The sequence below is a fragment of the uncultured Thiodictyon sp. genome, from assembly GCF_903828115.1.
Classification (GTDB): domain Bacteria; phylum Pseudomonadota; class Gammaproteobacteria; order Chromatiales; family Chromatiaceae; genus Thiodictyon.
The window spans coordinates 1-6,687 of the sequence record NZ_CAIKKU010000577.1 but is presented as its reverse complement, the minus strand read 5'-3'; the positions used below and the strand labels follow the sequence as shown (position 1 = coordinate 6,687).

Sequence of the window (6,687 nt, the reverse complement as noted above, 5' to 3'; positions counted from 1 at the left end):
CGAGTAATCCGACCACGACAACGACAACGACAACGACAACGACGCCCGGTAGCTGGAGCTGTAGGGTACGCATCGCGTACCCGGCTCCGGCGGTCGTGGCAGCTTGGCGGGTACGCGATGCGTACCATACGATATGTACGTTAATACATCAGTTCTGATCGCACCCGCCACCGCCCACCTTGTCACGGGGCCGGCGAAGCCGTAGCATCCTGGCCATGACTCCCGCCGCTCGCCGTTCGCCCACGCTGCCCTGTGCCGGCTGGCTACGCCCCATGATCCTGTGGCTCGGTTTGTTCCTGCCGCCGGCCGCCCTCGCCGGGTCCGAGCTGGTGCTGCTGCAACAGGACCTGACCAATGCCAATCAGGTCATTGCCGAAACCGAAACCGAGCTGCAATCGACGTTGCGTGCCCATGACCAACAGGGCATCCGTAACGTCGGGCTGCGCCTGCGGGAACTGAAGCAGCGGCGGGCCAAGATCGTACGTGACATTACGCAGGCCGAGGCTACCCAGCGGCGCAATGAGGCCGGGGCACTCCTGTACCAGCGCCCGGAGATCCAGCACCGGCTCGAGGTCATCGAACCCCAGATAGACAAGGCCGCTGCCGCATTCGATGAGACACCGACGCCCCGTCGCGGGGCCAATCTCAGCGATCTCACCGTGCAGGAGATCGACCTCAAGCACAAGCTGGAGACGGCCAACCGCGCCGCCCGTAAACGCCCGGCCGCGCCTGGCACCGAACCGGCGCCGACGGACAGTCGCCCCGCGCGAATGCCGCCCTGAAGCACGAACGATCACCAGGTCGACGGAGAAGATGATGAGGCAATCCAAACGCGCGCTCGGGCTTTTGCTCGTGACCCTCACCGCCACGGGTGCCGTGGCCGGACCCGCCGAGATCAATGGCCTGACCCAACAACTGGCGTCCATCGAGGCCGAGATCAGAACGACCGCAGCGCAGATGCGCGGGGCCTTGAAGGATTACACCGGCGCGGCGGGCGACGAGAGCCAGCAGTTGCGGACCCTCAAGCGCGAGCGCGAGCGGCTCAGGCGGGCACTCCAACAGGCGACCAAGGCCCAGGCGGACCGCGACGTGACGGCCAAGTCGATGCCGACCCCGAAACCCGCCCTTAACCTGGGTCCGGCCGCGACCGCCGACGAACGCAAGGGGGACAAGAAACCGACGGTCGATGTGGCCCCCACCGGCGCCATGGTACCGGCGCCCACGCTTTAGTACGCGACCGAGCGGCGCTCCACCTCAGCGCGCCCCCGCGGCAAAATGGTCAAATCCGGCGGCGTCCAACGCGACCACCGCCCCGGCGGGCGAGCGGCAGACGAGACCCGAACCGGTGAGGACCCGCCCGACCGGGGTCAGTAGACAGCCGCAGCGCGCGGCGATCACCGCAAGCCGCTCCCGGTACCCGGCCGGCAGGCAGAAACACAGCTCATAGTCGTCACCACTGGCGAGCGGCAGGCCCCAGTCCCCGGTCGCGGCGACCGCCGCGGCCACGACCCCAGTGAGCGGCAGGGCGGCCAGGTCCAGTTCCGCCGCTACGGCGCTTGCCGCAAGGATGTGGCCCAAGTCCGCCGCCAACCCGTCCGAACAATCGATCATGGCACTCGCCAGCCCCCGCAGGGCAAGCCCCAGGGCGACCCGCGGCGTGGGCCGCTCCAGCCGCGCCCGCAGGTCCGGCGCCGGCACCTCCCCGGCCACCAGGGCGCGCAGTGCGAGCCCCGCATCGCCCAGGGTCCCGCTGACACAGACGAGATCACCCGCTCGCGCACCGGCACGCCGGACCGCGGCCCCGACCGGGATCAGCCCATGTACCTGCACCGTGATGGACAGGGGTCCGCGGGTGGTATCGCCCCCCACCAGGGCGACGCCGTGCGCCCGCGCCAGTTGCCCGAAGCCGCGGGCGAAGGCCGCCAGCCAATCCGGCGAGGTGCGCGGCAGGTCCGCCGGCAGGGTCAGGGCCAGGGTCGCCCAGGCGGACGCCGCGCCCATCGCCGCCAGGTCGCTCAGCCCCACCGCCAGGCACTTGTGACCGAGCGCCTCCGGGTCGCAATCGGGCAGGAAGTGCACCCCGGCCGCCAGGGTATCGATACTCACCGCCAACTGCTGCCCGGGGGGCACCGCGAGCAGGGCGCAGTCGTCGCCGACGCCGAGGATGACATCCTCCCGGCTGGACCCCAGGGCGGCGAAATGGGTGCGGATCAGGTCGAATTCGGACATGGGAGTTCGGAAGTTCGGAGTTCGGAGTTCGGAGTTCGGAGTTCGGAGTTCGGAGTTCGGAGTTCGGAGTTCGGAGTTCGGAGTTCGGAGTTCGGAGTTCGGAGTTCGGAGTTCGGAAGTTCGGAAGTACGGGAGTTCGGAAGTACGGGAGTACGTCGGGCCTGGGTCAATCGCCCAGGATGTAGGCGAGGTCCAACTCGGCCTCGTCGAAGGGCGGCACTCGTGCCCTCGCCTGGCCCTGGATGGTCGCCGCCACCTTGTAGGCGCCGTGATCGAGTTGATAGGCGATCAGGGCCCGGTCCTCGGGCCAGATGATCCAGTAGTAGGGGACGCGCCGGCGTTGCAGCAGCAGGAAATGGTGCAGGGTGTCTTTGCGCTCGTGACCCGGGGAGACGATCTCGCAGACCCAGTCGGGAGCCATCTCCATGATCCCGGACGGGCGGCTCGGCATCCGTTCCTTGCGCCATCCGGCCAGATCGTGGACCGGGCACTGATGCGCCTCGTAGAGGACGCTCACCTCGGTCAGAATCCACCAGCCGCCGGGGCCGCCGCGCCGGTCGAATGGTCCCAACTCGACGACCGTATGGCTCTGCACCAAGGCGTGCTCGCAGCGCGCCATGGGCCGCTTCACGATCTCGCCGTCGATCAGCTCCACCCGCTCGTCGGGGTCGCACAGCAGGTCTTCGAGGGTCTTGAGCTTCGTTGCTTGCATAGGCGGTAGGATGTTCGGCGGTCGCGGGGAAAGATTAGCCCCGCGGGCAGGCGGTGTCGACACGATTCGCGCACCGGGGCTCGGCCTTGTTGGGAGCCAATGCGATCTTACGCGACAGGAGCATGGCTGCACGTCCGCTACCCCCTGCCCGTGGCCTCCGGAAGGACGCTGATCGTCATGGCCTCGCGGAATTCCCAGGGTGACTCAGCGACAATAGCGCCGCATGACTCCGCGACTGCGCCTGGAGAAGGTCCTGCTCGAGCTGCGCCAGCGGCATGGCGACGCGGGCGCACGCCGTGCCGCGGCGATCCGCACCCAGGTGGACGAGGCCAAGGTAACGCTCGCATTCAACCTCTCCGGCTGGGACCGGCTCGCCTGGCTGCCGCTCGCCATCGAATTGGAACTGCCGCTCGCCGGGCTGCGGGCCCTCTTCTTCCGGCACTGGACCCCGGACCAGGCGCGCCCGGCCCCGGAGCGCTTCCTGGAGACCCTGCGCGAACTGGCCGCCGCGCTCTCCGGGCGTCACGGCGGCGGCGGGCTCCTGCTCCAGATCCCGGAACAGCGCCAGCCCGAGGCGAGCGTGCGCGACCTCCTGCTGCAATGGCTGCCGAGCCTGCCGGGGCTGGTGCTCGCCTTCACCCAGCACGACGTTGGGCGGGAGTGCGACTACCAGGACCTCGAGCCCCTACGCCCGGCCCTGCAACCACTGACGGCCGCGGACCTGGACCAGCGGCTCACCGGCTGCCTGGGCACTCAGGCCCTGCCGCGCCCGCTGCTCCAGGCCGTTGCCGTCCGTGCCCAGGGCAGCCCGGGGCTCGCCGCCCTGACCCTGGTAGACCTGGCCCAGCGCCACCTGATCGGCCCGGACCCGGCCGGCGTCTGGCGGCTGCGCGACCAGGCCGAGGCCCTCGCCGATTTGGACCAATTGTTCGGCCCCGGGCTCTTCCGGCCACTCCACGGGCTGATCGAGCGGGTGCGTGCCGACGCCGGGCCCGAGTCCGCCGCGGACCTGCGCGGCTTTATGGACCACGGCTGCCTGTGCGGACGCAACATCGCCTTCGGCATCGTCGCCGACTGTCTCGACCTGGACGAGGCGCGCCGCGACCGACTGCTCGACCTGCTCGATGCGCACCTGGTGGAGCCCCAAGGCGATCCGGCGGCGGCCAACCTGAGCGTTCACCCCCTCCCCCCAACGCCCTCCCACGCAGGGGCGCCTGAATCATTCAACGTGTTCCTCAGCCACAACAGCCGGGATAAGCCGGCGGTACGACAACTGGCCCAGGCGCTACAGGCACGCGGTCTGAAGGTCTGGCTGGACGAAGAAGAACTGGTACCGGGACGGCCTTGGCAGGAGGCGGTGGAAAGGATCATTCAATCGGTGCACACGGCCGCCGTATTGGTCGGCAGAGACGGCCTGGGTCCGTGGGAGGCCCCGGAAATGCGCGCTTGCTTATCGCAATGCGTGACCCGTCGTTTGCCGGTGATTCCGGTGCTGCTCCCGGACGCACCGGTCGAGCCGGCATTACCACTATTCCTCCAGGCCTTCACCTGGGTCGACCTGCGCGCTGGATTGACCGATGATGGGCTGAATCGCCTGGAATGGGGGATTACCGGGCTCAAGCCCAACGAGCTACCCTCCCCACGACTCTCTCCCGCGGTGAGGGGGAATGAACAATCAGCCGACGACGCGCCCGTACCTGAGCCCCAACTCGACTATCTGGGCTGTCGACACCCGGACTTCCCCGACCAGGAGGTCTTCCGCTTCCGCAACCCACTGCTCGCGCAGCACCTGCGCAACCGCCAGAGCCGCCGTGACCGCCAACAGCGCGCCCAGGCACTCCTGGCCCGGCTCGCTGCCGTGCTGCCGCCGCACAACCGCGGCATCGCCGAACTGCACCTGGCCGTGCTCGACCATGTCGGCGACGAGGCCCGTCGCCGCGCGCTGGACGGGGAACTCTTCTATTGGCTTGATGCCGCCCATGCCCGCTCCGCCGGCCGCGAACTCGTCGCCGATCTCAAGGCACGGCGGGTATCGCCTGGGGCCGTTTGGGGGGCGATCGAGCAGAATCAGGACCGCTGGCCTATCTGGCGACAGTTGGCCTGGCTGGATGCCTATGGGCGGCAGCCGCATGGGGTGCCGGAGGGGATGCGAGGGTTTTGGCTCAATCGACTCGCGATAGCCCTATACCACGCGGGCGAGTTTGAGCGGGCACTCGGTGTCGCGGAAGAGAGCCTGGAGCTAGTCCGAGCGGCGGAAGGCCCGAATAGCACGAACGCCGCGACGGTACTGAGCGTCATGGCGGCCATTCTCACGGATCTTGGGCAACTGGGCTCTGCATTGGCAAGAAATGAAGAGACCCTGGCGATCCGGCGCCAGGCGCTGTCGGCCGGGCATCCCGATATCGCCGCATCGCTCAACAACATCGCATCAGCGCTCAACAAGCTCGGTCGGCATCAGGAGGCGCTGGAGTTGCATGAAGAGGGCCTGGCGATCCGGCGCGAGACCCTGCCGGCCGGGCATCCCAATATCGCCCAATCGCTCAACAACATCGCATTGGTGCTCGACGCCCTCGGTCGGCATCAGGAGGCGCTGGAGCCGAACGAAGAGGCCCTGACGATCCGGCGCAAGGCCCTGCCGGCCGGGCATCCCGATATCGCCACATCGCTCCACGACATCGGCTGGCCCCTCACCGCTCTTGGCCGCCCCGCCGAGGCCAAGGCGCACTGGGAGGAGGCGTTCGCCATCAACGCCGCCCGCGCCGCCGACGCCCCGGCCGAACTGCTGTCCGACTGCCGTCGATACGCCAATCAGGCCGCCAAGCACGGCGACCACCCCGGCGCCCTCTACTGGCTCGACAAGGCCCTGGACCTGATCCCCGCCCAGCCCACCGCCGGGCTCCCGGACCCGGACGCGTTGCGCCGCGAGATCACCCAACAGCGCGCCGACCTGGCCGCCGACGGCGCCGCGTCCGACCCGCCGCCTTGACCCGGCCCTGGCCCGCGTGACACCACTGCGAGCCTGGGCAGCCATTGCTTACCGTGAACGTCAGGCCGGGACCCGGTGGGAGCGGCTTCAGCCGCGACGCGACCGCGGAACATGAAAGGCCCTTGTGGGAGCGGCCTGCGGCCGCGCCGCGGCGCCACGGCGAACTCCGCCGCCCGCGTTCCCCGCGCCGCCAGCCCGTAGGATGGGTAGAGCGCAGCGAAACCCATCTCCGCGCCCCCGCAAGGCCTTGATCCTAAATCCGGCAATTGCTCACGCCAAGACACCAAGAAGAAACAAAGGGATCTGCGCAGCCCGTAGGACGGGTAGAGCGCAGCGAAACCCATCTCCTGCGCCCCCGCAAAGCCTTGATCCTGGTACCCCGTTCCACCTTATCGTGCGCACCGACCCCAACGGGGTCGCGTATACCAGCCCAGGGCAACGCCCTGGGATAGCACCATTTAATCGGCTTAGCCCTGAAAGGGCGAGACATAAATCGCTCCGCCGTAATGTCACGCCCTTTCAGGGCTGGGCTTAAATATGCCGTCAACCCAGGGCGTTGCCCTGGGCTGGTATGTCATGCCCCTTCGGGGCTCAAGACAACCCGGGGCGAAGGGGAGGGTTCCGCCGACCTTTTCTCGTTCCCACGCTCCCGCGTCACTGCCATTGAGTTAAGGCGCACTCGCCGACCGGGTCGCCTCTTTCTGGAGTCCAAGGCTTCAGCCTTGGCGCGCTCCAAGGCTGAAGCCTTGGACTCCAGGGG

The 6,687-nt window shown here is 68.5% G+C and carries 5 protein-coding genes; 3 read left to right on the top strand and 2 right to left on the bottom strand.

The features are described 5' to 3' along the window. Positions 1-215 precede the first annotated feature (215 nt). Positions 216-782: a hypothetical protein gene (locus tag QZY48_RS21875; RefSeq protein ID WP_295435126.1), complete on the top strand. Its 567-nt coding sequence runs from the start codon at positions 216-218 to the stop codon at positions 780-782. A 34-nt stretch (positions 783-816) separates the two neighbouring features. Continuing rightward, positions 817-1,230 carry a hypothetical protein gene (locus QZY48_RS21870; RefSeq protein ID WP_295435124.1) on the top strand — a complete coding sequence of 138 codons (414 nt, stop codon included), beginning with the start codon at positions 817-819 and terminating at the stop codon, positions 1,228-1,230. A 24-nt stretch (positions 1,231-1,254) separates the two neighbouring features. Here the strand turns inward: QZY48_RS21870 and thiL are convergent, their stop codons facing one another. Together thiL and QZY48_RS21860 are read right to left on the bottom strand one after the other, a co-directional pair. Beyond that, entirely contained in the window at positions 1,255-2,229 is a 975-nt protein-coding gene (gene thiL / locus QZY48_RS21865) for a thiamine-phosphate kinase (protein WP_295435123.1), read from the bottom strand. Between the two features lie 166 nt (positions 2,230-2,395). Next, positions 2,396-2,941: a Uma2 family endonuclease gene (locus QZY48_RS21860; protein WP_295435121.1), complete on the bottom strand. Its 546-nt coding sequence runs from the start codon at positions 2,939-2,941 to the stop codon at positions 2,396-2,398. A 223-nt stretch (positions 2,942-3,164) separates the two neighbouring features. On the opposite strand from QZY48_RS21860, the gene QZY48_RS21855 reads away from it, so the two are divergent. Then, positions 3,165-5,927: a toll/interleukin-1 receptor domain-containing protein gene (locus QZY48_RS21855; RefSeq protein ID WP_295435119.1), complete on the top strand. Its 2,763-nt coding sequence runs from the start codon at positions 3,165-3,167 to the stop codon at positions 5,925-5,927. The last annotated feature ends 760 nt before the right edge of the window (positions 5,928-6,687 follow it).

What these genes read in the sequence shown, in the direction of transcription:
- QZY48_RS21875 (WP_295435126.1), top strand. Translation starts at nt 216, where the DNA reads ATGACTCCCGCCGCTCGCCGTTCGCCCACGCTGCCCTGTGCCGGCTGG.
- QZY48_RS21870 (WP_295435124.1), top strand. Translation starts at nt 817, where the DNA reads ATGAGGCAATCCAAACGCGCGCTCGGGCTTTTGCTCGTGACCCTCACC.
- thiL (WP_295435123.1), bottom strand. Translation starts at nt 2,229, where the DNA reads ATGTCCGAATTCGACCTGATCCGCACCCATTTCGCCGCCCTGGGGTCC.
- QZY48_RS21860 (WP_295435121.1), bottom strand. Translation starts at nt 2,941, where the DNA reads ATGCAAGCAACGAAGCTCAAGACCCTCGAAGACCTGCTGTGCGACCCC.
- QZY48_RS21855 (WP_295435119.1), top strand. Translation starts at nt 3,165, where the DNA reads ATGACTCCGCGACTGCGCCTGGAGAAGGTCCTGCTCGAGCTGCGCCAG.